This is a genomic window from Klebsiella sp. C239 (assembly GCF_048822715.1).
Lineage (GTDB): Bacteria > Pseudomonadota > Gammaproteobacteria > Enterobacterales > Enterobacteriaceae > Klebsiella > Klebsiella quasipneumoniae.
Map to the genome: position 1 here is coordinate 359,771 of NZ_JBMEZK010000004.1, position 23,636 is coordinate 383,406.

Annotated in this window: 18 protein-coding genes and 1 pseudogene; 11 read left to right on the forward strand and 8 right to left on the reverse strand. The window is 60.4% G+C overall.

Translation table 11 applies throughout. The features are described 5' to 3' along the window. Window positions 1-20 precede the first annotated feature (20 nt). The 7 genes from ACOI6Z_RS14005 to ACOI6Z_RS14035 are packed head-to-tail and all read left to right on the forward strand — an operon-like array spanning window position 21 to window position 11,401. Window positions 21-1,838: a glycosyltransferase gene (locus ACOI6Z_RS14005; RefSeq protein ID WP_065812990.1), complete on the forward strand. Its 1,818-nt coding sequence runs from the start codon at window positions 21-23 to the stop codon at window positions 1,836-1,838. Then, window positions 1,835-3,166, forward strand: coding sequence for a DUF3131 domain-containing protein (locus ACOI6Z_RS14010; RefSeq protein ID WP_065812991.1), 1,332 nt, complete (start codon window positions 1,835-1,837; stop codon window positions 3,164-3,166). The genes ACOI6Z_RS14005 and ACOI6Z_RS14010 overlap by 4 nt, the downstream gene beginning before the upstream one ends. Further along, complete coding sequence (locus ACOI6Z_RS14015) at window positions 3,163-4,710, forward strand: DUF3131 domain-containing protein (RefSeq protein ID WP_065812992.1); 1,548 nt, start codon at window positions 3,163-3,165, stop codon at window positions 4,708-4,710. The genes ACOI6Z_RS14010 and ACOI6Z_RS14015 overlap by 4 nt, the downstream gene beginning before the upstream one ends. Beyond that, on the forward strand, window positions 4,695-6,089 hold the full coding sequence (locus ACOI6Z_RS14020; RefSeq protein ID WP_065812993.1) for a DUF3131 domain-containing protein: 1,395 nt from the start codon (window positions 4,695-4,697) through the stop codon (window positions 6,087-6,089). The genes ACOI6Z_RS14015 and ACOI6Z_RS14020 overlap by 16 nt, the downstream gene beginning before the upstream one ends. Then, complete coding sequence (locus tag ACOI6Z_RS14025; protein WP_023289374.1) at window positions 6,086-6,520, forward strand: hypothetical protein; 435 nt, start codon at window positions 6,086-6,088, stop codon at window positions 6,518-6,520. Before ACOI6Z_RS14020 ends, ACOI6Z_RS14025 begins: the two co-directional genes overlap by 4 nt. Window positions 6,521-6,522: 2 nt before the next feature. Continuing rightward, a complete protein-coding gene (locus ACOI6Z_RS14030) occupies window positions 6,523-9,213 on the forward strand; it encodes a hybrid sensor histidine kinase/response regulator (RefSeq protein WP_064154736.1) in 2,691 nt (896 codons plus the stop codon). Then, window positions 9,203-11,401 (forward strand): glycosyl hydrolase 2 galactose-binding domain-containing protein, encoded by a 2,199-nt coding sequence (locus ACOI6Z_RS14035; RefSeq protein ID WP_420687418.1) that lies wholly within the window; start codon window positions 9,203-9,205, stop codon window positions 11,399-11,401. Before ACOI6Z_RS14030 ends, ACOI6Z_RS14035 begins: the two co-directional genes overlap by 11 nt. Window positions 11,402-11,425: 24 nt before the next feature. Here the strand turns inward: ACOI6Z_RS14035 and ACOI6Z_RS14040 are convergent, their stop codons facing one another. From ACOI6Z_RS14040 to ACOI6Z_RS14050, 3 genes are all read right to left on the reverse strand, one after another. Continuing rightward, window positions 11,426-12,295 (reverse strand): aldo/keto reductase, encoded by an 870-nt coding sequence (locus ACOI6Z_RS14040; protein WP_023289371.1) that lies wholly within the window; start codon window positions 12,293-12,295, stop codon window positions 11,426-11,428. Between the two features lie 77 nt (window positions 12,296-12,372). Continuing rightward, the gene (locus ACOI6Z_RS14045) at window positions 12,373-13,575 is read right to left on the reverse strand and encodes an MFS transporter (RefSeq protein ID WP_065812995.1); all 1,203 of its coding nucleotides are present in this window, start codon (window positions 13,573-13,575) and stop codon (window positions 12,373-12,375) included. Window positions 13,576-13,647: 72 nt separating this feature from the next. Continuing rightward, window positions 13,648-14,784: an alpha/beta hydrolase gene (locus tag ACOI6Z_RS14050; protein WP_065812996.1), complete on the reverse strand. Its 1,137-nt coding sequence runs from the start codon at window positions 14,782-14,784 to the stop codon at window positions 13,648-13,650. 172 nt (window positions 14,785-14,956) lie between these two features. Here ACOI6Z_RS14050 and ACOI6Z_RS14055 point away from each other — a divergent pair, with 172 nt between their 5' ends. Both ACOI6Z_RS14055 and ACOI6Z_RS14060 read left to right on the forward strand, forming a co-directional pair. Then, the gene (locus ACOI6Z_RS14055) at window positions 14,957-15,841 is read left to right on the forward strand and encodes a LysR family transcriptional regulator (protein ID WP_065812997.1); all 885 of its coding nucleotides are present in this window, start codon (window positions 14,957-14,959) and stop codon (window positions 15,839-15,841) included. A gap of 323 nt (window positions 15,842-16,164) precedes the next feature. Beyond that, entirely contained in the window at window positions 16,165-16,551 is a 387-nt protein-coding gene (locus ACOI6Z_RS14060) for a VOC family protein (protein ID WP_064154740.1), read from the forward strand. Between the two features lie 167 nt (window positions 16,552-16,718). Here the strand turns inward: ACOI6Z_RS14060 and ACOI6Z_RS14065 are convergent, their stop codons facing one another. Both ACOI6Z_RS14065 and ACOI6Z_RS14070 read right to left on the reverse strand, forming a co-directional pair. Beyond that, complete coding sequence (locus tag ACOI6Z_RS14065) at window positions 16,719-18,335, reverse strand: peptide ABC transporter substrate-binding protein (protein WP_064158363.1); 1,617 nt, start codon at window positions 18,333-18,335, stop codon at window positions 16,719-16,721. Further along, window positions 18,336-18,449, reverse strand: a pseudogene (locus ACOI6Z_RS14070) (hypothetical protein); the annotation flags it as partial. Between the two features lie 72 nt (window positions 18,450-18,521). Between ACOI6Z_RS14070 and mpaA the strand changes: the two are divergent. Continuing rightward, window positions 18,522-19,229 (forward strand): murein tripeptide amidase MpaA, encoded by a 708-nt coding sequence (gene mpaA, locus ACOI6Z_RS14075; RefSeq protein WP_032452569.1) that lies wholly within the window; start codon window positions 18,522-18,524, stop codon window positions 19,227-19,229. Here mpaA and ycjG read toward each other — a convergent pair. Then, window positions 19,226-20,191 carry an L-Ala-D/L-Glu epimerase gene (gene ycjG / locus ACOI6Z_RS14080; RefSeq protein WP_064158316.1) on the reverse strand — a complete coding sequence of 322 codons (966 nt, stop codon included), beginning with the start codon at window positions 20,189-20,191 and terminating at the stop codon, window positions 19,226-19,228. The genes mpaA and ycjG overlap by 4 nt on opposite strands. Before the next feature lie 102 nt (window positions 20,192-20,293). Between ycjG and tpx the strand changes: the two genes are divergently transcribed. Then, complete coding sequence (gene tpx / locus ACOI6Z_RS14085) at window positions 20,294-20,800, forward strand: thiol peroxidase (protein ID WP_008805229.1); 507 nt, start codon at window positions 20,294-20,296, stop codon at window positions 20,798-20,800. 70 nt (window positions 20,801-20,870) lie between these two features. Here tpx and ACOI6Z_RS14090 read toward each other — a convergent pair whose 3' ends face one another. Then, window positions 20,871-21,923 (reverse strand): AbrB family transcriptional regulator, encoded by a 1,053-nt coding sequence (locus ACOI6Z_RS14090; protein ID WP_023289363.1) that lies wholly within the window; start codon window positions 21,921-21,923, stop codon window positions 20,871-20,873. Window positions 21,924-22,024: 101 nt separating this feature from the next. Then, entirely contained in the window at window positions 22,025-23,566 is a 1,542-nt protein-coding gene (gene tyrR, locus ACOI6Z_RS14095; RefSeq protein ID WP_023289362.1) for a transcriptional regulator TyrR, read from the reverse strand. Window positions 23,567-23,636: the final 70 nt, after the last annotated feature.

Genomic DNA, 23,636 nt, shown 5'->3' on the forward strand with positions numbered 1-23,636 from the left:
GGAATCAGGATATCCTTGCTATGGATTTTTATTTTTCCCGTTTTGAACATCGTCGACCGCCTGAGCCGCTCAGCACCCCGCGCTGGGTGAGGATGATCTGGCAGGTATTAGCCGTAGCCGCCCTGGTTCTCGGCGCCAATTATATTTACTGGCGCTGGACCGCTTCTTTAAATACCGACGCCCTATGGTATGCCGTTCCGCTGGTGCTGGCGGAAACCCTGGCGTGGATTGGCACAGTCCTGTTCACCATAAATTTATGGCAGGAAAAAGATCCTCCGCCAGGCGTCCCCCCGACGGAGATTAACGACTGTCTGCGAGTGGATGAAGCGGTGGAGTCGAGGCCGATTAAAGTCGATCTGTTTATCGCCACCTATTCCGAAGATGTGGAGCTGGTCAGGCTGTCGATCCGTGACGCCATGCGGATGACCTATCCCGGTCCGCTCGACTATAAGGTGCATGTTCTTGACGACGGGCGTCGCCCGGAGATGAAGGCGGTCTGCGAGCAGGAGGGGGCGAACTATATCACCCGTCAGAGCAATATCGGCTATAAGGCCGGTAACCTGCGCAATGGGCTGGAACATACCGATGGCGACTTTCTGATCATCTGTGATGCCGATACCCGCGTTTTCCCGACCCTGCTGAGCAATACGCTCGGGTATTTTCGCGATCCGGACGTCGCCTGGGTGCAGACCCCGCAATGGTTTTTCGATCTCCCGGAGGGGGAGGATCTGGCGCGCTGGCTGCGGCGTAAAGCGGGCGGCGCAGGCTACGGCGTGGGCTGGCTGGCGCAGAAAATCGTCGGTCCGGTGTCCATTGGTCGCGATCCGTTTTTCAACGATCCGCGCATGTTTTACGACGTGATTTTACGGCGCCGCAACTGGGCTAATGCCGCATTCTGCTGTGGTGCCGCCTCCGTTCACCGGCGGGAAGCGGTGATGCAGGCCGCGCTGCGCAGCTACGTCTGGAGCGTTGACGCCGAGATCGCGCGTCATACGCGGGATATTCGCGACCCGGCAACGCGGGAAGCGCTGCAGGAGGCCATGCGCCCCCACGTGGCCTTCGATACTGAACTGACGCCCTATAAGTTCCACGTCTCGGAAGATATTTATACCTCCATCCTGCTGCACGGCGACGCTGCCCGCCGCTGGCGCTCGGTAATGCACCCGCGGATCGAGTCGAAAATGCTCTCGCCGCAGGATATGCTGACGTGGATGATCCAGCGCTTTAAGTACGCCGCCGGTTCGCTGGATATCCTGTTCCATGACAACATCTTCAGCCGCCGCCGCTTTAAACTCTCGCTGCCGCAAACGCTGATGTACGCGACCACCTTCTGGTCCTATCTGGCCTGCGTATGGAATACCGTGTTCCTGATTTCACCCATTATCTATCTCTTCACCGGCATTCCCCCGGTGTCGGCGTGGTCTACCCCTTTCTATCTGCACTTTTTACCCTTTTTTATCGTCTCCGAACTGGCCTTTATGTTCGGCACCTGGGGTATTTCGGCCTGGGACGGCCGGGCCTCTTACCTCTCCTTTTTCTCGATGAATCTGCGGGCGCTAAACACCGTTTTGCGCGGGGAGCAGATCAAATTTCACGTCACGCCAAAAGAGCGACAGACGGGCCGTTTTCTCTATCTCGTCAAGCCGCAAATTGCCATCGTTATACTCACCCTGACGGGGCTGCTATGGGGCGGCATCCAGGTGGCGCGCGGGCAGGTTGACGATCCCTCCGGGTACGTCATCAACATTTTTTGGGGCGCGGTGAATATTGCCGCCATGCTGCCGCTGATCTTCGCCGCCATATGGACGCCCCCCGAAGAGCAGGAGACAAGTCGATGAGGATCCGCGACGCCCTGCTCCCCGCCCGCAGCTACCTCACCATCCTCATTGGCTTCCTGCTGGGTTTTGCGATTGTCGTGTGGGTGGAAAAACAGATGCCCGCGCGCGTCGAGAGCAGCGGTGGGATGACGTTGAGCCAGGATTTTCCGCCGCTCCCTGCCCCGCGCGAGCTGACCTTTGACGAGGCGATCTGGGCGCGAGTGGCCTGGCAGTATTATGTGAATAATACTCAGCCAAACGGTCTGGCCAACGCGCACGATGGCGAACCCTGGCTTAGCCTGTGGAGCGTCGGCAGCTATCTTTTCGCCGTGGTCGCCGCAGAGCAGCTGCATATTGTGACCGCCGCCGAAGGTGATGAGCGCATTGCCGCCGCCCTGTTTACGCTCGGTCAACTGCCCCTCAACGCCCAGGGATTGCCCGCCGCTCAGTACCATGCCGACACGCTGCAGATCCTCGGCAGCCCGGACTCCTCCGCCATCGGTATGGGACGCCTGCTCACCGCCCTGCAAACGCTGCTCTGGCGCTATCCTCAGCACGCCGCCGCGGTGCGGGATCTGTTTAATCAGTGGCGGGTCGGCGCGCTCATCAGCAACAGCCCCGCCAGCCAGGCCGCGGCGCCGCTGCACCACTGGGCGCTGGCGGCGGATGAACCGCGGGACAGCTTTGGCTACCGGCTGTACGCCAGCCATACGCTGCGGCTGATCGACAGCGCCGCGGGGCTGGCGGTGACCAACCCGCCGCAGGGGCAGCAGATGATCGATATCGACGGCATCATGGTGCCCGACGAGGGGCTGCGCACGCCCTGGGGTCGGCAGCCTTCGCTGATCAGCCTGCCGTACCTGCTCACCGGGCTTGAGCTGGGCTTTGACGCGCAAAGCGCGGAGATCGCCTGGCGCATCATGCAAATCCAGCAGCGCCGTCATAGCCTGAGGGTCAGCAAGCCGCCGATCAGCACCGACTACGCCGAGCCCGCGCCGGATTATGCCAGCGCGCTGGCGGACCGGCAGCCGCAGAGCGCCTTCGCCCCGCGCAGCGCCGCCCCGGAGCAATCGGCGATCACCTCCACCCGCACCGCCTTTGCCTGGTACGCCCTGTTCCGTAATAGCTGGAGCGAAGCGCTGCGCCAGCAGGTCCAGACGCTGCAGGTCCCGGGCAGGGGCTGGCAGCGCGGGTTAAACCTCAACCGCAGCGTCAACGACGTTATTGACGGCGATACCAACGCGATCGTGCTGGAAAGCCTGGCCTACATTTCCCGGGGGCAGATGCTGTGTCTGGCCTGCCTGAGCCCTGCCCCTCTCCCCTCGTCCTCAGCAGGAGCAACGCCATGAAGCTGATCTATTTATCCCGTTTTCCCCTGCTGGCCGGACTCATGGCGCTGTGGCTCTCGCTCTCCGGCGCGCAGGCCGCGACCGGTCTGCCGGCTGCCGAATACGCCCCGCGCAGCGGGGAGCTGACGCCGAGGGAGATGACTATCGCCAGAAACGCCTGGCAATATTTCGTCGCCAACTTTCAGCCCACCACCGGGCTGGTCAATGCGGTGAACAAATACCCCTCCACCACCATGTGGGACAGCGCCTCCTATCTGGCCGCGATGACCGCGGCCCGTGAGCTGGGGATTATTGATAAGGCGGAGTTCGACCGTCGGATGCTGAAGTTTCTCGCCACGCTGAATAAGCTCGATTTATTCCGTAACGAATTGCCCAACAAAGCCTATAACACCGTGAGCGGACAGAAGGTGAACTACCAGAACAAGCCGGGCGAAATCGGCTATTCGGCGCTGGATATCGGCAGAATGCTGATCTGGCTGAAGGTGATCAAGGAGCGCTATCCGGAATACAGCAACAGCATCGATAACGTGGTGCTGGGGTGGGATTTCAGCCATGTGGTCGATCCCTGCGGCACGCTGTACGGGGCGTATCTGGAAAACGGCCAGCCAAAATACGTTCAGGAAGGCCGCCTGGGCTACGAGGAGTACGGCGCGGCGGGCTTTCAGCTGTGGGGATTTAACACCTGTCAGGCCAGCCGTCCGCAGCCCTACGAGCTGGCGGAAATTTACTGCGTGCTGGTCCCCTATGATTCGCGCGACCCGCGGCAAACCAGCCAGCATAACTATGTGGTCAGTGAATCTTACGTGCTGTATGGCATGGAGTTTGGCTTTGATAATCCTGCTGACCGGAACAACAGCCCGCGCGAGTACTCCCATCCATGGATGAAAAACTTTGCCGACCGGGTCTATCAGGCCCAGGAGAATCGCTACGCCATCACCGGGATCCTCACCGCCCGCTCAGAGCATCAGCTCGATAAATCGCCGTACTTTGTCTATGACACGGTGTTCAGCGATGGTTTTAACTGGAACACCATAACCGACAAAGGCCAGTTCGTACCGAACAGCGCCGCCGTGTCGCTCAAAGCGGCGATGGGGATGTGGGTGCTGTGGAACTCGCCCTATACCGATCGTCTGCTGGACGCCATTGAAAACGCGAACGAAGCGGGTAAAGGCTATTACGAGGGGCTGTATGAGAACGGCGACGGGCCAATCAATGAATTTACCGCCAACAATAACGGCATCATGCTGGAAGCGCTGTTGTTTAAAAAAGAGGGCAAACTGCTGCAGTTTTCCAGCGACAATCCGAAAAACCGCAATTTCGCCCCGTCGCTGTGGGACAAGAAGCTGGTGGATCTCTTTGAACCGAATAACGGCCCGCGCAATCGCCCGTTCCTGAGCAACACCCCGGCCGTCAAAACATGGTGCGAGCAGACCGGGACCACGCAGCGCACCCAACCCGCCTGCCAGGCCTGCCAGTGCGCCGCCTGCAAGGCTGACGAGCCCGTTAAACTTCCGCCGGTGACCGCGCAATGCTTAAAACCCTAGCCCGCTGTCTGGCCGTCGCCGTCGTCCTGCTGCTTATCGCCCTGGCGCTGTTTGGTCGCGAAGGCACGGGGTGGCGCTGGCTGACTAAAGGCGGCTGGCACACCACCGCCCGTATCAGCAGCCTGACGCCGCAGGAGCGGACGTGGGCGCAGATCGCCTGGAGGTACGTCGAGAACAATACCCAGCCGCATACCGGCCTGGTCAACGGCAGCGACAAACAGCCCCGCGCGACGCTATGGCAGATGGGCGACACCCTTATCGCCCTGCTCGCCGCCAGAGAGCTGGGGCTGGTAAAGGAAGCGGAATTCGACGCCCGCCTGACGCCCCTGCTCGGCACCCTCAATCGACTGACGCTGACCGACGGCGGTTCGCCGGGCAGGCTATACTCCACTCAGACGGCGACCCCTGTCGACTTCAGCGGCAAACCGGCGGGCAGCGGCTGGTCAGCGAAAGATATGGCGCGACTGATGCTCGCCCTGCGGCTCACCGCCGAACGCGCGCCGCAGTATGGCGAGTACATTGATAAAATTATCCTGCGCTGGAACTTCTGTCCGGTGATCGATAAAGACGGTGAGCTGTGGTCCGCCTCACTGCAGAACGGGCAGCGGACGATCCGCGAGGAGCTCCGGCTGGGAGACAGTGAATACGCCGCCAGCGCGTTCCGCCTGTGGGGATTTCCGGCCGGTAAGGCTCTCTCTCCCCCGGCGCGCCATGTGATTATTTATCAGCGCCGCCTCGCCGTTGACGACCGCGACCCGCGAACCACCTGGCAACCCGTGGTGCTCTCCACTCTGCCCGCCATGCTGCCGGGACTGGAGTTCGGCTGGCAGCCGCCTGGCGTGTCGGAAGAGGTACAAAAAGCTATGCGCGCCCGGGCGGAAGGGATATGGCTCAGCCAGAAAACGCGCTGGACGCAGGATAAGGTGCTCACCGCCCGGGCCGATTTTTCGCTTACCCAGGCGCCCTGGCACGTGGAAGACACCGTCTGGGGAAATGGCTACGCCTGGAATACGCTCGGGGACGACGGGAAATACTACCCCCGGCTGGCGCAGGTGACCACTAAAGCGGTCTTTGTCCTGTGGACGCTGTGGGAAACCGAGTATACCGATGCGCTGATGGCGGTCACTACCCATCTTAACGACCCGCAGCGCGGCTGGTATGAAGGTCGGGTCGAGGCCACCGGCGACGTCAACGCCACCCTCACCCTCTCCACCAACGCCATGGTGCTGGAGGCGCTGTTTTACAAACACAACGCCGGGCCCTTGTTCAAAAACGGCCTCGCGGATGACAACAGCTATTTTGCCCGCCGCGCGACGGACGAATTTAACCCGCCCCGTCGCTGCCTGCCGGGCGAACGGGTCATGAGGAGCGCACCATGAAGTTTTATCGCGATCTCTTTGAAGCCAGCCTGAATCGCGTCGTACCGGAGCACGACAAACAGCGCTTCTTCGAGGCCTTCTACACTACTTTTATCCATATGTCTGCGGAAACCGAGCAGCACTTCTCACAACGCTCCGGCGAAGAGGGCCAGCAGATGATCTTTAAAAGCTTTTTCGCCATGCTGGCGGTCAACGGCGACCTCTTTGTACCCGATTTCCTGGAACGGCTGGCGCGGGCGCAGAGCGAGGAAGGCCTGCGTCTGCCGCCGCGTTTTTTTGCCCTTTGGCGGGAAGCGATGCTCAAAACCGTCCGCGCCAGCGATCCGCTGTGCGATGAGGAGATCCTCACCGCATGGGCAATGGCCATCGCCCCTGGGCTTGAGTATCTGCGCCGCCAGGCGGAGCTCCACTATCAAACCGCTGGCCAGTAATCATGCATGCCGCTAACCGTACCGACCTCAATCTCCTGCCCTCGGCGGTGATGATCTACGATGAGCGTGAACGACTGCAGGCCTGGAATGATAAGGTGGCGCTGTTTTATCCAACGATCGCGCCCTGGCTCGCCGTCGGCGCCTCTCTTGAGAGCCTGGCGGAGAAGTTTATCGATGCCGGATATAACATCGACCCAGGCCGGCAACAGACGCTGCGCGAGGCGATAATCCGCAACTGCCGCCAGACGAACCACTGCGAGGTCCGTCAGTCGGGCAACCGCCGGATTTACGTTCAGCATCAGCGGCTGGCGGATGGCGGGATTGTCAGCCTGCATACCGACATCACCGAGCTTGACGAGGCCCGACGCTCGCGTCACCAGCTTCATGACGACTTTTTATTCACCGCGGAGTCGATCCAGATCGGCATCTGGGACTGGCAGGTCTCCGGCGACAGCCTGCAGGTCAATGACACCCTGCTGGCGATGGTCGGCCAGTCACGGGCGCAGTGGCGCTTTCCACTGCGTTTTATGCTCAATCTGGTCCACGAGGACGATCGCGCCACCCTGCAGCAGGCGATGATCGCCTCGCAAAACGAGCATATGCCGGTTTTTGAATGTGAACTTCGCGTCCAGCACCCCACGCAGGGCTGGCGCTGGATGCTGCTCTCGGGGCAAATCGTCACCCTCAATATGCAGCAGCAGGCAGAGCGGGTGATCGGCACCTTGCAGGATATTACCCGGCGCAAAGCCGCAGAGCTGCTGGCCATTGAGGCGGCGAAGGAAGCCCGTGAGGCGAACGAAGCGAAAAGCGCCTTCCTCGCCAATATGAGCCACGAAATCCGCACCCCGATGAACGGCATTCTCGGCATGACGCAGCTCTGCCTCGACACGCCGCTGACCGCGGAGCAGCGGGAGTATCTTTCGCTGGTGATGAGCTCAGCCCAGTCGCTGCTGCACATTATTAACGACATTCTTGATTTCTCACGCATTGAGTCGGGCAAGATGCAGGTGGACGAAGAGCCGCTGGAGATCCGCCCCTTTGTTCAGTCGCTGATCCGCCCGCATATGCCTGCCGCCAGCGAAAAGGGCATTGAGCTGCTGGTGGATATCTCCCCAGCGGTGCCCGAGGTGCTGATCGTCGATGGCCCCCGGCTGCGGCAAATCCTGACCAACCTGTTGGGTAATGCGCTGAAGTTCACGCATCAGGGGGAGGTCCTGCTGGCGATTGCGCCGGCCGACGACGAAAACCGCTGGCGCTTTCGCATTCGCGATACCGGCATCGGTATCGCCCCGGAGAAGCAAAAGGCGATCTTCGAGGCTTTCAGCCAGGCCGATAGCTCCACCACCCGCCGCTACGGCGGCACCGGTCTGGGGTTAACCATTTCGGCCCGCCTGGTCAGCCTGATGGGCGGCGAGCTGACGGTGGAGAGCCAGCCCGGGGCGGGCAGCGAATTTGCCTTCACCCTGCCGCTGGCAGCGCTGCACGCTGCCGCCGACAGCGCCCCGCTGGGCCACTTTAACCACCAGCGGGTGCTGGTGGTTGACGACAACAGCACCAACCTGCGCCTGCTCGACGCCATGCTTCGCCAGATGGGGCTGATGCCAAGCTGCGTGGACAACGCCGGCGAGGCGCTACGCCGGGCCGCCGAAGGGCCGCCCTGGCCGCTGATCCTGCTGGACGCGCAGATGCCGGATATGGACGGCGTATCCCTGGCGCTGGAGCTTTCCGCCCTGCCCGAGGCCCGGCAAAGCCAGATTATTATGCTCAGCTCCATGAGCCGCCATTTTGACGCCAATATGCTCAAGCGCATCGGCATTGCTCACTATCTGCATAAACCGGTGGCGCAGCGCGAACTGCATCAGGTTATCGCCGGCATTCTGGTTCCCACGCCGGTGGCGGCGACAGCGCCAGCCCCCGTTGCGGAACCGGTCAGGGAACAGGCCGGGCTGCATATCCTGCTGGCCGAGGACAATCTGGTTAATCAGAAGGTCGCCAGACGGCTGCTGGAACAGCTTGGCCACCGCTGCGAGGTGGTGAACAACGGCCGGGAGGCGCTGGCGCGCTGGCGCGCCGACTGCTGGGATCTCCTGCTGATCGATCTGCAAATGCCGGAGATGGACGGTGAAACCGCCATCCGCCTGCTGCGTGAAGAGACGCAGGCGCTCGGCCGGGAGCACCAGCCCGCGATGGCTATGACCGCCCACGCGATGCAGGGCGATAGAGAGCGCTGTCTGGCGATGGGCTTCGACGGCTATATCGCCAAACCGGTGAGCCAGGAGGCGCTACGGGAGGCCATCGCCCGCGTCGGCGCGGCGGAAAATAGCGGTCCGGAGGAAGAGGAAGGCCTGCCGGACGAGGCCCGCCTGCTGAAACAGTGCGCCGACGATCCTGAGCTGGTCGAGGAGCTGCTGGGGCTCTTCGCTGCTGGGCTTGACGCTGCCGCCGCCGCCCTTACCCACGCCATTAACGCTAATGACCGGGAGACGTGGCGTCGCGCCGCCCACAAACTGCGCGGCGAGGCGGCCACCCTTGGCTTTCAGCGCCTTTCCGGGGTGCTCCAGCAACTGGAGAGCCAGGCAGCCTCGCCCGACCAGAGCGTGCCGGGCGACCTGTGCGACGCGCTGGCCGAGGCGATCGCGGGCTGCCGCCTGTGGCTGCGCCGCAGAATGCAGGAGGCTCCCCGTGATCGCTAGACGTCTTCTGCTGCTGGTGGTTTGCCTGCCGCTGGCGCACGCCGGCTCAGCGCCGGTGACCTGGTCACTGGCCGGACAATGGCGGGTGCATGACGCCAACGACAGCGCCTTCGACGGCGCGCAGGCTTCGGACGGCGACTGGCGCACGCTGCGGGTACCGGCAAACTGGTACAGCGCCGGATACGATCATCAGGGCGCCCTGTGGTATCGCCATCAGTTTACCCTGCATGGCCTGACGCCGGACGCCATGGCCACCCTGGTGTTTGACGGCGTCGATTACTTTGCCGAGGTGGCGCTCAACGGCAAGACGCTGGCCCAACACGAAGGGTATTTTCAGCGCTTCCCGGTGGACATCAGCGGGGTCGTTCGCCGCCATAATCAGCTCGTCGTGCGGGTCGACAGCCCCTATGAAGACCCGCAAACGATCTGGCCGCTGCACAAAACGCTGATGAAAGGGATCCTGAACCAGCACGATACCCGCCCGGGCGGCGCCTGGTCGGTTCAGGGGCAGGATGCCAATTCCGGGGGGATCTGGGCGCCGGTGAAGCTCCATCTGAGCCGCGGCGTCACCCTCGACGAGGTGATCCTGCGCCCGGACTGGCGACAGGGGCTGGAGCAGCCCATTCTGCGTGCCGAAATCCGCTATCGGGCCGTGACCCCCGGCCCCGTCACGCTGCGCCTGACGGCCACCCCGGACAATTTTTCCGGCCCGCGTTTTCAACAGGCCTTCGCGGTCACCCTGGAGAACACCGCAGGCGTCCTGCGCGTCTCGCTGCCCATGCCCTCGGCAAAGCTCTGGTGGCCCGTGGGTGCTGGCAAACCTAACCTCTACCGGGTGCGCGCCACCCTCGCGGATAACCGGGGGATCATGGATACCGCCGTCACCCGCACCGGATTACGTAAGGTGGAAGCGCTGGCGGACAATCAGGGCTGGCGCATCAATGACAAACGGCTGTTCATCAAGGGCAGCAACTATATTGGCTCGCCGTGGCTGAGCACCATGACGCGGAAAAAATATCGCCGGGATTTCAGGCTAGTCACGGCCATGAACGCCAACGCCATCCGCGTTCATGGTCACGTGGCGGGTCGCGCGCTGTATGAGGTGGCCGATGAGATGGGGCTGATGATCTGGCAGGATGTTCCGCTGCAGTGGGGTTATGATGACAGCGTCGCCTTTGCCGATAACGCGGTGCGCCAGACCCGGGCGATGATGGACCAGTTCGGCAATTCGCCGGCGATTATTGTCTGGGGCGGTCACAACGAGCCGCTGTGGAACTCGCCGTGGATGGAGAAACGCTTCCCCGACTGGCGTAAAACCTTAAACCAGACCCTGACGCAGCGGGTGGGCGATGCGCTGGCGGAAGATACCTCCCGCATCGTGCATCGCTTTTCCGCTGTTGAAGAGCACTACTGGGCGGGCTGGTATTTCGGCACCCTGCGCGACCTGCTCTCCCCGGCGAAAACCGGGATTATTTCCGAGTTTGGCGCCCAGGCGCTGCCCCGCCTCTCCACCCTGAAGACCATTATCCCGGCCCGTCTGCTGTGGCCGAAAACCACCGCCGCCGACGACCCCGGCTGGGTGCGATGGAAGTACCATAATTTTCAGCCTTTCCAGACCTTTAAATTTGCCGGTATTCCACGAGGCAACACTATTCAGGAGATGGTTGAAAACACCCAGGCGTATCAGGCCAGGCTGGTGGCGCTGGCAGCGGAGAGCTATCGCCGCCAGCGTTATCAGCCGGTGACCGCCCTGTTCCACTTTATGTTTGTCGAGACATGGCCCTCCATCAACTGGGGGGTGGTGGATTATCTGCGCCAGCCGAAGGCGGGTTACTATGCCCTGCAGCGCGCCTATCAGCCGATCCTGCCATCCATCGAGCCGGTGACCGCCAGCTGGCGTCAGGGTAGCCCGGCGACGGTGCGCCTGTGGGCGATTAACGATACCTGGACGGCCTGCGAGGATTGTCGCCTTACCTGGCAGGTCAGGCAAAATGGCCAGATGCTCGCTCAGGGTGAAACCACCCTGACCCTACCGCCGGACGCCGGCCAGATGGTCAGGGAGCTGACCGTCACCCCCGCCGGCCCGCAGCCCGTGACGGTCGACTACCGCATCGACAACCGTCGCGGCACACGCGTGGGCGCTAACCAGCATACCGAACCCGTCGCCGCAGCGCAGGCAGCTAAATGAAGCAGGCTTCACGCTGAGCCGCGATCAGTCGTGGATTTTCACCCCCAGACAGCCGCGAACGAATTCAGGGTTAAAGTGTTTCACTGCTTCGCCAACGTAACCTAAATCCAGATCGCTAATTTGCGCCATTTCGCGCGCGGTGAGCGAGAAATCCCAGATGGCAAAGTTCTCTTCAATACGCTCCTGGCGGGTGGATTTAGGAATGACCGTGACGCCTCGCTGCACGTTCCAGCGCAGGACCACCTGAGCAACGGTTTTTTGGTGGGCATCGGCAATCTCCTGCAGCATGGCCTCTTCATACGGATTATGTCTGCCACCGCCTAACGGCGCCCAGGCTTCCGGCTGAACATGATAGTGCTTCATGGTTTCCAGCGCCGCCGGCTGGGCGAAATAAGGATGCAGTTCGACCTGATTCACCATCGGCCTGATTCTGACGGTTTCGCAGAAGTTAGCTAACACATGGGCATAGAAATTGGACACACCGATCGCTTTCAGGGTACCGGCTTCATAAGCCTCCTCCAGCGCGCGCCAGGCGCTGAAATAATCGCCCATCGCCTGATGCAACAGATATAGATCGAAGTATTCCAGCCCGGATTTTTTTAAGGACGCGGCAATCCCGGCTTTCGCCATTCCGGCGTTGGCCATGTCCTGAACCCACAGTTTGGAGGTAATAAACAGCGCCTCGCGGGTACACAGACCTTCGGCGATGGCTTCGCGAACGGCCTCCCCCACCGCATCTTCATTATCGTAGACGGCGGCGGTATCGATGAGGCGGTAGCCGGTGCGAATGGCGTTCAGCACCGACCGCTTACACTCTGCTTTATCGGTCACCTTAAAAACGCCAAAACCCAGCATCGGCATTTTACGGTTGTTACTTAATACGCAATATTCCATGGTCAGCCCTCATCTTGTTTAACCATCATGGTAGGCCATAAACGTCGCCGTGATTACCCTGTTATTTGTGATTTGACTTATGCATCCAGCTCATTAATCGGCGTGCGCTGAGATGAGCTGATTTTGGCAGAGAGCAGAAAAGTCGCCCCTGCCGCCGCCAGCAGTAACAGACCGCTCAGTGCAAAATTGCTGCGCCATCCCAGACTATCAAACACCAGGCCGCCTGTCGTTGACCCGAGGGCAATCGATAGCTGGATCACGGCGACCATCAGACCACCGCCCGCCTCCGCATCCTCGGGCAGCGTCCGCGCAATCCACGTCCACCAGCCGGTGGGCGCGGCCGTCGCCAACAGGCCCCACAGGCTTAACAGTACGGCGACTGATCCCGGGTGGTGTCCGGCCAGCAGAAGCGTTCCGGCAATCGCGGCCATGACCAAAGGGATAGCCACCAGCGTCGGATAAAACCGGGCGTTCAGCGCGCTCGAAATAAGCAGCGTGCCGACAAAACCGGCGGTACCCATCGCCAGCAATATCAGGGACAGACCAGAGGAACTGACTCGGGTCACGGTCTCCAGAAACGGTCGCACATAGGTAAATAAGGTAAACTGCCCCATAAAAAACAGCCCACAGGCCAGCAATCCAAGGAATACCGTCGAGCGGCGGAACAAACCCAGCACGGTTCCCTGCGGCTGTGGTGCGCGCTGGCTTTTCATCGACGGCAGGCTAACGCATTGCCAGACGAAGGCCACCATCGCCAGCGGGACGAGACATAAAAAGGCGCCGCGCCAGCCGACGGTGGCCCCCAGGTAGCTGCCCAGCGGCGCTGCCACAACGGTGGCCAGCGCGTTGCCGCCGTTAAAGATGGCCAATGCGCGGGGGACCTGACGTTGCGGCACCAGGCGAATGGCCGTTGCGGCCGACATAGACCAGAAGCCGCCGATGACGATCCCAATGAGCGCCCTGCCCAGCATATAAACTGGATAGCTGGACGCCAGGGCAATCATCATTCCCGAGACCGCCATCAGCGCCGTGAGCGCTAACAGAAGGTATTTACGATCCCGTGCTCCCGCAAGGCGAGAAATGGTCAGGCTGGTCAGCACCGCCAGCGCGCCTGAAATGGCAATGCCCTGACCGGCTAATCCCTCGGTGACGCCTAAATCGCCAGCGATGGGCGTTAACAGGCTGACCGGCATAAATTCTGAGGCAATGAGTACAAATACGCAGAGCGTCATCGCCAGGACGCCGCTCCAGTGTGCCCGGGTGTTACTTAATGCAGACATTGTTTATCTCCGACAATACAAAGCCGCCCGCAGGCGCGTGGCGGCTTTGGGGATGTCTCCGGCACCGGAGATCTATTTCAGGTTGGTTTTAAAGAACTGCTCAAACTGACTAAAGGGAATTTTGCCTGCGGCGTTGTCATAAAGATCGACATGGTTTGCGCCAGGGACAATCACCAGTTCTTTCTCGTTGCTGCCAATAGCCTTATAGGCAGCTTCGGCAAAATAGCGAGAATGGGCTTTTTCGCCAGTCACGATAAGCGTCGGAATAGTCACTTCGCCGGCATAATTCAGCAGCGGCATATTCATAAACGACAGCGGCATCGTCGCATTCCATGCCCCGGTTGAATTAACCGAACGCGGATGGAAACCACGCGGCATACGGTAATAATCGAAGAACTCTTTCAGGACCGGGTTGGGATTGGCGGGCAAGGTTTCCGGCAAAATACGATCGGCAGCGCTGACGTTGCCTTTATCATCAACATAAATGTCATGCCCGCCGGGGGCGAAAGTGCCGTTTGCCGCATCCTTCCAGCGCTGCGCGTTCAGGTACTGCAGTACCGCTCGGCGGTCGGCTGTCGTGTAGCGGTCTTTGCCATCGCCGACTCCATGCCCCATCGCGCGGCTCATGTCATACATGACGCTGGTCGCCACCGCTTTGACGCGCGTATCCATCGCCGCGTCGTTTAAGGCCATACCGCCCCAGCCGCAAATGCCGAGCAAACCGATACGGTGGCGATCCACCTCTTTTTGCAGGCCCAGAAAGTCCACCGCGGCACTGAAATCCTCGGTATTGATGTCCGGCGAAGCCACGTTACGTGGGTAGCCACCGCTTTCACCCGTATAGGATGGGTCAAACGCCAGGGTGACAAACCCCTGCTCGGCCAACGTCTGGGCATACAGGCCGCTGGATTGCTCTTTTACCGCGCCGAAAGGACCGCTAACGGCAATGGCGGCCAGTTTGCGGTCGCCGCGATCCTTCGGCAAATAGAGGTCCCCGACCAGGGTGATCCCGTAGCGGTTGGTAAAGGTCACCTTACGGTGATCCACTTTCGTGCTCTCAGCAAACGTTTTATCCCATTTTTCGCCCAGGGAAACGGGCGCGTTCGGATTGGTCGTATCTGCATAACTCATCGTTGTGACTCCACTTAATGAGACGCACAGCAGCATGGCGGGTATCGCGGCTGTCAGTTTTTGGGTGAAAGCAGTCATCAAATTCCCCTTCATTAAACGTGATAGAGACGGTTTTCATACGGACAACGCTGCTGTGCTTTGTTGTCATGCGCCCATTATAGTTAGCAGGATTAGTGCTGATTAGAGGGTGAAAAATGCTAGAATTAATATCATATTGTTATAAATAACAGACGACAGTAGAGAGGGACCGATGGCAAAACGGGAAAACTATAACGATCTTTATCTGTTTATGCAGGTGGTGCGGGAAGGCAGTTTTACCGCCGCAGCGCAACGACTTGGCCTGGCGCAGTCCGGGATCAGCCGTGCGGTTCGTGAACTTGAAGAGCGCCTGGGCGTTCAGCTTCTGGTGCGCACCACCCGCCGTTTGTCGCTCACTCAGGCGGGTGAACAGCTCTATCACAATGTCGAATCCGGTTTCGACGCCTTAGATATGGGACTCGCCACGCTGGCCCACTATCGTCAAACGCCCTCCGGTACGGTACGCATCAATGCCAGCCAGCATGCCATTGATAAAGTCCTGCTGCCGAAGCTGGCAGTATTTAAACAACACTATCCCGATATCAGACTGGAACTGATCAGCGAAAGCCGGTTTGTCGATATTATTGCGGAGCGATTCGATGCGGGCGTACGTCTGGGCCCGGAAGTCGGAAGCGGCATGATTGCGGTGCGCATTTCGCCCGATATGGAGATGGCGGTGGTGGGTACACCGGAACATTTTCGACGCTACGGCTTTCCACAAACGCCCGCCGATTTAGTCGTCCACCCCTGCATCGCTTATCAGTTTGGCGACGGCAGCCTTTACGCCTGGGAACTTAACGTGGATGGCAAAAAAATAACTCATCCGCCGCAGGGACAGTGGGCTTTCGCCGATAGCTATATGGAAGCCAAAGCGGCCAGGCTCGGTCTGGGGCTGGCCTATGTCCCGGAAGAACTGATTACCGACGATCTAGCGCAGGGCACGCTTATCCGGGTACTCCAGCGTTATAGCCAGCGTCTGGAAGGTTCATTTCTCTATTACCCGCACCGCAATGTGTCGCCCGCGCTGAGAGTGGTCATTGAGACATTGCGAATGTAGCAGAGGATGCCTGCGCGTAGCAGGTATCGGTTGGCGGAGGGGGCTGAGTTCAGAGCTTTCGATTAATTCCGAACTATGCAAATGGTCGTGCAAGGCGGAAATGATCTTATATCAGTATCAATTTTGCGACTTGCCTATTTGATTATAAAGTTATAATATAGCACCGCTTCGTAACAAGTTACACAACGCATATTTCCCTGCTGCGCAAACCCTTTTTTTTCGCCTATCCACGCCTGTTCTTGAAATACCTCTAAAACGCTTAAGCATTGCATTCCACCTCAGGACTGCCAGGCTATCTCTACGTCAATGGCAAAGGAGGTGTAATGAAAGTCCTCAATATTCTGATCCGTCGATGCGTGCTGCTGAGCTGTTATGAAGAAACCGTTTCGTTCTATGAAAACCTCATCGCGCAGAAGGCGAGGTTGCGTTTCGACTATCCCGAATACGACCTCAAACTGGCGCAGGTGGGTTCGGTGCTGTTAATCGGCGGAACCGAGAAAAGCCTGGCGCCTTTTCGCGCTACCGAGGCCACTTTCCTGGTCAACGACATTTCCGCCTGGGAGAAATATCTGCCTTCCACCGGAGCAACGATTATCAACCCGGTGAAGATCGTGCCCACCGGCTGGAACATGCTGGTTCGGCATCCAGATGGTATGATTGCCGAATACGTTGAGCATCATGACAAAAACCCAGCGGATGAGATCTTCTGATGCTTCGCTTTCAGAGGGTTAGACCTGGTTTCAGTCGGCCATACTACCAGAAAAGTGATGCTTTCTACTGTGGCGGGAGAAGGTGAGCAGGAGAAACTGGCGCCGTAATCCGCGCCAGCTCCGGCTTCAGCAATGGCAACCTGCCCTGAGCAGGAGGCCAGTACGCATCAGTGTTTAACGATATACATGGTACGGCTATAGGCCACATCTTCCGGGTTGGTGATCGGGTAGCCTTTCAGCCACGGCTTAATCAGCCGACCGTTGGTGTACTGATAGATCGGCGCAATCGGCGCTTTGACCATAATGATCTTCTCCGCCGCGTTGTAATCGTCGTTACGCGCTTTGGCTGAATTTTCCACCGCCGCCTGGGCGAGGATTTTGTCGTATGCCGGATCGTTAAAGCGGGAGATATTTCCGCTGTGGGTGGAGGTCAGCAGCGACAGGAAGGTGGACGGCTCGTTGTAATCCCCTACCCACGAGGCGCGGATCACATCGAAATTGCCGGTGTTGCGGCTGTCGATATAGGTTTTCCACTCCTGATTCTGCAGCTTCACTTCCACGCCGAGGTTCTTCTTCCACATCGACGCCACCGCGATGGCAATCTTCTGGTGGTTCTCAGAGGTGTTATACAGCAGCGTCAGCTTCAGCGGGCGATTCGGGCCATAGCCGGCGGCAGCCAGCAGGGCTTTCGCCTGAGCGTTAAGCTCGGCCTGACTCATGCTCTCAAACTGCGACGGCTGCGGCGTGAAGCCCGCCGTTACGTCCGGGGTAAAGCGCCAGGCCGGTTTTTCCCCGGTCCCCAGCACCTTCTCCGCCATCACCCGGCGATCGATGGTCATACTCAGCGCCAGTCGCACCCGCTCGTCCGCCGTCGGCCCTTTTTGGGTATTAAAGGCGTAATAGTAGGTGCCCAGCTGCGGCGGGGTATACACCTGCCCCGGAATATCCTTCAGCAGCTTCTGATACATATTTTTCGGGAAAGATTCGGTGATATCGATATCGCCGGCCAGATAGCGTTTGGTGGCGGCGGACTCCTGGTTGATCGGCACAAAGGTGACCTGCTGGATCACCGTTTTGGCGTTATCCCAGTAGTGGGTGTTGGGCACCACTACCAGCTTTTCATTCACGACGCGATCTTTCAGAACATAGGCGCCATTGCCCACCAGGCTGCCGGGCCGCGTCCAGTTTGCCCCGCTGTCGACGTTCGCCTTTTGTACCGGGTAGAAGGCAAAGCTGGCGGTCAGGTTGCTGAACCACGGCAGCGGCTTATCCAGCTGCACCCGCAGGGTGTGGGCGTCGACGGCGGTGACCCCCAGGGTCTCCGGCGCGGCTTTGCCATCAATGATGTTCTGCGCGTTGGCGATCCCCGCCAGCGCGGCAAACCAGGCGAACGGCGAGGTGGTTTTCGGGTCCACCAGACGCCGCCAGCTATAGACGAAGTCCTCAGCGGTGACCGGCGTGCCGTCGGACCAGCGGGCGTTATCGCGCAGGGTAAAGGTCCAGACGCGGTTATCGTTGCTCTGCCAGCGGGTCGCCACGCCCGGGATCAGGTTGCCTTTCGCATCCTGATTGACTAAACCTTCAAACAGATCGCGGATCACCTGGATTTCCGGCAGGCCCACCGCTTTAGCGGGATCTAACGAGGCGGGTTCATCTTTGATATGGCGCACTAACAGCTGGTTTTTCGCCAGTACCGTGCCCGACGGTACGTCCGCCGCCCAGGCCAGAGAAGATACGCTGGCTAACCACAGCGCGCCGCATGTCAAAGCGACAGGATACTTCATAAGATCCCCTTTAAAATGAGAAAAAACACCGCCAACAGAGCGATAATTATTTGTTTCATCACCTGAAATTGCAAACAACATATGATAGAAAATTGATGTGCCGTCGGATTTCACGCCTCAGGGAATGGGTTTGATTCCAACACGCTTTTCGCCAACACTACATAATAACGACACACAGGAAGCCCTATGTCTATTTCACGTCCTCGCCCGCAGCGCGGCGACTTTCCGCCGGGGACCCGGCAGTACGGCAGCTCGGAACTGGGCGCGCCGCTGCTGTGGTTTCCTGCGCCGATGGCCGACAGCCGCAGCGGCCTGATTATTGCCGGCACCCACGGCGATGAGAATTCGTCGATTGTGACCCTCTCCTGCGCCCTGCGCACCCTGAAGCCGGAGCTGCGCCGCCACCACGTGGTGCTGACGGTCAATCCTGACGGCTGTCAGCTCGGGCTGCGCGCCAACGCCCGCGGCGTTGACCTCAACCGTAACTTTCCGGCCGCTAACTGGAGACAAGGGGAAACGGTGTACCGCTGGAACAGCGCGGCGACGGAACGAGACGTGGTGTTATTGACCGGCGAACAGCCGGGCTCGGAGCGAGAGACCCAGGCCCTGTGTCAGTTGATACATCAGATCCATCCGGCGTGGGTGGTCTCCTTTCACGATCCGCTGGCCTGCATCGAAGACCCGGGACACAGCCCGCTGGGACACTGGCTGGCCGACGCCTTCTCACTGCCGCTGGTCGGCAGCGTGGGCTACGACACCCCAGGTTCCTTTGGCAGCTGGTGCGCTGATATCGGACTCCCCTGCATCACCGCTGAGTTCCCGCCGGTCTCCGCCGACGAGGCAACCGAGCGTTACCTGCCGGCGATGACCGACCTGCTGCGCTGGCAGGCTTAAAGATGAAGCACGCCGGTGCTGAACCGCAGCGCCGGCTCGACGTCCACCGCCAGCCATGTCGGGCCGTCGAGGTCGGCGAAGCGCGCCAGCGGCGCCAGGGGTAGCGCGGCGGCGATCCCGCGCGAGGTGCAGAGCATACAGCCCAGCATCCGTCCAAAGCCCTGTCGTTCTGCCTCCTCGGCGAGGGCCAGCGCTTCGCTCAGGCCGCCCGTTTTGTCCAGTTTGATATTGACCATCTCATAGCGTCCGCGCAGCCTGGGCAGGCTCTCCCGGGTATGGCAGCTCTCGTCGGCGCAAATCGGCAGCGGATGGACGAAATTTTCCAGCGCCGCATCGGCGTCGGCAGGGAGCGGCTGCTCAAGCATCGCCACGCCGAGGTCCGCCAGCAGCTGGCAGCGCGCCGCCAGCCCCTCGCTGTGCCAGGATTCATTGGCGTCGACAATCAGCGTAGCCTCCGGCGCCGCCTGACGGATAGCGATTAACCGCTCGCTGATCAGCCGGTCGTCGAGCTTCACCTTCAACAGCTGAGCGCCCTTCTGCCACAGCGCCGCGGCGCTGGCCGCCATCTGATCCGCCGTGCCAATGACCACCGTCTGGGCGGTGATCACCCGGTTTGGCAACGTCACCCCCAGCAGCTGGGGCAAGGTTTTGCCTTCGCGCCGCGCCTGCAGATCCCACAGGGCGCAGTCAATGGCATTGCGCGCGGCGCCTGCCGGTAGCAGCCGCTGCAGCTGTTCGCGGGTAAGTCCCGCCTCCAGCTGCTCGCCGATCGCCATCACCTGGGCCATGACCGAAGCGATGCTCTCGCCATAGCGGGGATACGGGGTGCATTCCCCCACCCCTTTCACACCGTCCTCTTCCAGTTCCACCACCACCACTTTTGCCTCGCTGCGGCTGCCGCGGGCGATCACAAAGGGGGTGTGGAGCGGCCAGGCTTCCTCATACACTCGCACGTTGCGCATTCCCTTGTCCTCTCTGGTAAATGTTAAATAGGGTTTGCCGTGTAGCTGGCGGATGTCATACACTACTCGCGACGTTAACTATATGTAAACAGGAAGATAACCATGTCACAAACCGTGCATTTCCAGGGCAACCCCGTTTCTGTTCAGGGCACCATTCCGCAGGCAGGCGCTAAAGCGCAGCCGTTTACGCTGGTCGCCAAAGATCTCTCTGACGTCGCGCTGAGCCAGTACGCCGGCAAACGTAAAGTACTGAATATTTTCCCGAGCATTGATACCGGCGTGTGCGCCGCATCAGTGCGTAAATTCAACCAGCTGGCCGCTGAACTGGACAACACCGTGGTGCTGTGCATTTCCGCTGACCTGCCGTTCGCCCAGTCCCGCTTCTGCGGCGCGGAAGGCCTGAGCAACGTGGTGACCCTTTCCACGCTGCGCGGCGCCTCGTTCCTCGCTGACTACGGCGTCGCCATCGCCGCCGGTCCGCTGGCGGGCCTGGCCGCTCGCGCGGTGGTCGTTATCGATGAAAACGATCAGGTTGTCTACAGCCAGCTGGTGAACGAAATCACCGAAGAGCCGGACTACGACGCCGCGCTGGCCGCCCTGAAAGCCTGATAACAGACTGCCCGGGGGCATCGCGCCTGCGGACATGCTATGTACTCAGCCCTCGCTCTGCGGGGGCTTTTTATTGCCGCGGCGCATAGCGGGAAATAGCCCGCGCCATCGCCGGGCCGGTCAGCAGGATGGTAAACAGCCGCAGCGTCTGAAGCGCCATAATAAACGACATATCCGCCCGGGTGCCGGCGGCGATAATCGCCACCGTGTCGAGTCCGCCAGGGCTGGTGGCCAGATAGGCGGTCATGAAATCCATCTGCAGAATGTGGGTCAGACCGAGGGCCATCAGGGCGCACATCAGGATCAGCCCAAGAATGGAGGCGATAATCTGCGGCAGCGTCTTCAGGGCCAACAGAAACACCGCCTTGTTAAACTGCAGTCCCACCGTCCAGCCCAGCACCGCGTAGGCCATCGCCAGCAGCCACTCCGGCAGCTCCAGCATCACCCAGCCGCCCCCCTGGGCCAGCGCGCCGAGCAGCATCGGCAGCAGCATGGCGCCGGAAGGAATGCGCAGCCGCACGCCCAGCCAGCAGCCCGCCGCTGTCAGCAGCAGCGTTAAAGGGAAATGAAGGGTCAACGGTGGAAACCAGACGATAGCCTGGCTCATTGTTTGCGCCTCGTTGCCCAGGGCATAGCGCACCACCAGCGCCGCCGCGCCGACGACAAACAGCACTCGCAGATACTGCATCAGCGCCACCAGGCGTACATCAGCCCCGTACTCCTGAGCCATTACCACCATTGCCGACGCCCCGCCGGGAGAGCTTCCCCAGGCGCCGGTGGCGCCCGGCAGCGCGCTGTAGCGGACCAGCAACCAGCCGGTGAGGCCGCTGATCGCCAGGGTCGTTAACAGGATCGCCAGCACCAGCGCCCAGTTGTTGAACAGCACGCCAAAAACGGAGGGGTTAATGGCGCGGGCGATCATACAGCCGACGATAGCCTGCGCCGCCAGATAACAGGCGCGGGGGATCCTCAGCTTCACCCCGCGCAGGCTCAAAATGAGACCGGCAATCAGCGGCCCCAGCAGCAGCGCTGCCGGCAGATGAATGCGTAACAGCAGCGAGGAAAAGAGAATTGAGAGCAGCAGCAATGTCAGCCATTGCCCGATCGCGCGACGCGACGCCAATATGCACCACCCCGGAAAAAGGATTAAAAAACCAGTATATACAGGTTTAGCCCGCTTTGCAGGCCGGGATACCGGCGACGAGCGTCGCCGGCGTTCAGCGATTATTCGTCGCCCTTTTTCTGACTCAAACCATATTCGCGCAGCTTATTGGCGATGGCGGTATGCGACACCCCCAGCCGCTTCGCCAGCTTACGGGTGCTGGGGTAGCTGCGATAGAGCTGGGTCAATACCGAGCGCTCAAAGCGGCGGGTAATATCGTCCAGCGATCCTTCCATGGCCTCCTCGCCCACCGGCAGCGAGGCGACGTCGTGGTCCGGCAGCAAAATGTCCTGTGGACGCAGCTCGAATCCTTCCAGCTGGGTTAGCGCGCGATAAACGGCATTCTTCAGCTGGCGGACGTTGCCGGGCCAGCTGTAGCGGGTAAGCACCGTACTGAGATCGGCGGAGAGCTTCGGTCGGGGGATCCCCTGCTCATCGGCAAAGCGCGCCACGAACAGCTCCGTCAGCGGCATAATGTCCTGCGGGCAGTCGCGCAGCGGCGGCAGATACAGCGTCAGGACATTGAGGCGATAGTAAAGATCTTCCCGGAACAGCCCTTTCTGCACCAGCTCGACCAGGTTTTTCTGCGTCGCGCAGATCACCCGCACATCGACGTGCACTTCATGATCCTCGCCAACGCGGCGGAAGGTGCCGTCGTTGAGGAAGCGCAGCAGCTTGGTCTGCATTCGTGGCGACATCTCGCCAATTTCATCCAGCAGCACCGAGCCGCCGTTAGCTTGCTCGAAGAAGCCTTTTTTGCCCTGCAGCGCGTCACCGAACAGCTCGCTCTCAACGGCGTCCTCAGGAATGGAGCCGCAGTTGAGCGCCAGATAGGGTTTGCCCGCCCGCGGACTGGCCAGATGGCAGGCGTGCGCCAGCAGATCTTTACCCGTGCCGGTGTCGCCGACAATCAGCAGCGGCGCGCTGAGCATCGCCAGCTTACGCGCTTGCTCCACCACGTGGCGCATTTTCGGCCCCACCGCGAGGATCTGGCTGAAGGCGCTGGTGTCCTGGCTGGTCATGGTCTGCAGCTGGCGTCCCATGCGCACGGTTGAGCGCAGCATCGCCACGGCGCCGGTCAGCACTCGCTCGTTATGCTCCCCTTCCAGATAAACCGGGGTCACTTCCAGCAGGTAGTTCTGCCCATTCACCACCACATGCTCCGCCAGCGTCTCTTGCGGGCTGCTTTCCAGCCAGCGCTGGACGTTAAAATCGTCGATCAGTTGCGCCACCGGATGGTTGCGCAGCTTCGCCTGGCTTTGGCCAAACAGCAGGCAGCTGGCGGGGTTGGCCAGTTCGACCCTGCCTTTGGTATCCAGCGACAACACCGGCTCCGGCATCGCCACCAGCAGCGCGCTCAGCGCCAGATGTTCACGCTCGGATGGCATCCACGGCACGGTGCGCACGTCTGTCACGCCGGCGATACGGCGGATCTCCGCCATCAGGCTGCTGAAGGTGGCGAACTCCAGTTCGGCAAAATTGAGGTAGATACGGCCAATAGGGTCAATATCGATACCACGCAGATCAATGCCGCGCAGCACCAGCAAATCGAGCAATTCACGAGTCAGACCGAGGCGGTCTTCACAAAAGACTTCAAGACGCATGGGAGTGTTCACCCTAAAAGTGCCAATGACCGGAGAATAATAGGCCAGGAATGGACTTTCGGGAAGCTAA

What these genes read in the sequence shown, in the direction of transcription:
- ACOI6Z_RS14015 (WP_065812992.1), top strand. Translation starts at nt 3,163, where the DNA reads ATGAAGCTGATCTATTTATCCCGTTTTCCCCTGCTGGCCGGACTCATG.
- ACOI6Z_RS14055 (WP_065812997.1), top strand. Translation starts at nt 14,957, where the DNA reads ATGGCAAAACGGGAAAACTATAACGATCTTTATCTGTTTATGCAGGTG.
- ACOI6Z_RS14045 (WP_065812995.1), bottom strand. Translation starts at nt 13,575, where the DNA reads ATGTCTGCATTAAGTAACACCCGGGCACACTGGAGCGGCGTCCTGGCG.
- mpaA (WP_032452569.1), top strand. Translation starts at nt 18,522, where the DNA reads ATGTCTATTTCACGTCCTCGCCCGCAGCGCGGCGACTTTCCGCCGGGG.
- ACOI6Z_RS14025 (WP_023289374.1), top strand. Translation starts at nt 6,086, where the DNA reads ATGAAGTTTTATCGCGATCTCTTTGAAGCCAGCCTGAATCGCGTCGTA.
- tpx (WP_008805229.1), top strand. Translation starts at nt 20,294, where the DNA reads ATGTCACAAACCGTGCATTTCCAGGGCAACCCCGTTTCTGTTCAGGGC.
- ACOI6Z_RS14010 (WP_065812991.1), top strand. Translation starts at nt 1,835, where the DNA reads ATGAGGATCCGCGACGCCCTGCTCCCCGCCCGCAGCTACCTCACCATC.
- ACOI6Z_RS14030 (WP_064154736.1), top strand. Translation starts at nt 6,523, where the DNA reads ATGCATGCCGCTAACCGTACCGACCTCAATCTCCTGCCCTCGGCGGTG.
- ACOI6Z_RS14040 (WP_023289371.1), bottom strand. Translation starts at nt 12,295, where the DNA reads ATGGAATATTGCGTATTAAGTAACAACCGTAAAATGCCGATGCTGGGT.
- ACOI6Z_RS14060 (WP_064154740.1), top strand. Translation starts at nt 16,165, where the DNA reads ATGAAAGTCCTCAATATTCTGATCCGTCGATGCGTGCTGCTGAGCTGT.
- ACOI6Z_RS14050 (WP_065812996.1), bottom strand. Translation starts at nt 14,784, where the DNA reads ATGACTGCTTTCACCCAAAAACTGACAGCCGCGATACCCGCCATGCTG.
- ACOI6Z_RS14020 (WP_065812993.1), top strand. Translation starts at nt 4,695, where the DNA reads ATGCTTAAAACCCTAGCCCGCTGTCTGGCCGTCGCCGTCGTCCTGCTG.
- ACOI6Z_RS14005 (WP_065812990.1), top strand. Translation starts at nt 21, where the DNA reads ATGGATTTTTATTTTTCCCGTTTTGAACATCGTCGACCGCCTGAGCCG.
- ACOI6Z_RS14065 (WP_064158363.1), bottom strand. Translation starts at nt 18,335, where the DNA reads ATGAAGTATCCTGTCGCTTTGACATGCGGCGCGCTGTGGTTAGCCAGC.
- ycjG (WP_064158316.1), bottom strand. Translation starts at nt 20,191, where the DNA reads ATGCGCAACGTGCGAGTGTATGAGGAAGCCTGGCCGCTCCACACCCCC.
- tyrR (WP_023289362.1), bottom strand. Translation starts at nt 23,566, where the DNA reads ATGCGTCTTGAAGTCTTTTGTGAAGACCGCCTCGGTCTGACTCGTGAA.